The sequence below is a fragment of the Corynebacterium sp. KPL2850 genome, from assembly GCF_040225855.1.
Classification (GTDB): Bacteria; Actinomycetota; Actinomycetes; order Mycobacteriales; family Mycobacteriaceae; genus Corynebacterium.
Genome location: NZ_JBEHFV010000080.1, coordinates 1 through 624, shown reverse-complemented (window position 1 = coordinate 624; position 624 = coordinate 1). Strand labels below are relative to the sequence as shown.

Below are 624 nucleotides of genomic sequence, written 5' to 3'. Positions count from 1 at the left end.
ACTCACAATGAACATCCTCTCCTACGGACACAAGATCCGTACTAATAGGGTGTCCACTAAACGAGGGTAACCTCAACTCGGTTGGGATAGCGTTGTCGTAGAAGGCCGGTCGGCCTGTTTCTTGGTCGGCTTTGTTGTGGTTTTCTTCGGCAAGATCGTTGACTTTGGCGAGTTGATCTTGGCCATAATTGCACTGCCTGGCGATATTTAGCGGATCGTCAGGCAGTTGCTTTTTGGTGTGGAGGTACCACTCGAGCATTTTTCGTTGGCGTTCCCCTGACCTGCCTCGGTGCGCATCGGCGATGCGTTTGAGCTGGGCGTTTATGCCGCCTTCAAGACTGTTTGTCGTTGAAGCCCAGCGCTTAGGATCAGCCACATTCGGTGGTGGCTTAAGGTAAGTAAACAACCAATTGTTGCGCGATAGGTGCAGCAGTGAGTTGTAGGCTTTGCGTATTCGCAGATGAGTCCATTCCCACTGTGAGGTTACCCTCGTTTAGTGGACACCCGATTAGTGCGGATTTTGTGTCCGTAAGAGAGGATGTTCATTGTGAGTCAACAACGCCAGAAATTCACGCCGGAGTACCGGCGTGAAGCCGCGAACCTGGTAATCGAGTCAGAACGCCC

1 pseudogene is annotated in these 624 nt (G+C 51.9%); it reads right to left on the bottom strand.

From position 1 onward, the window contains the following. Window positions 1-76 precede the first annotated feature (76 nt). A pseudogene (locus tag ABRP93_RS11655) lies at window positions 77-478 on the bottom strand (transposase family protein); the annotation flags it as partial. Between the last annotated feature and the right edge of the window lie 146 nt (window positions 479-624).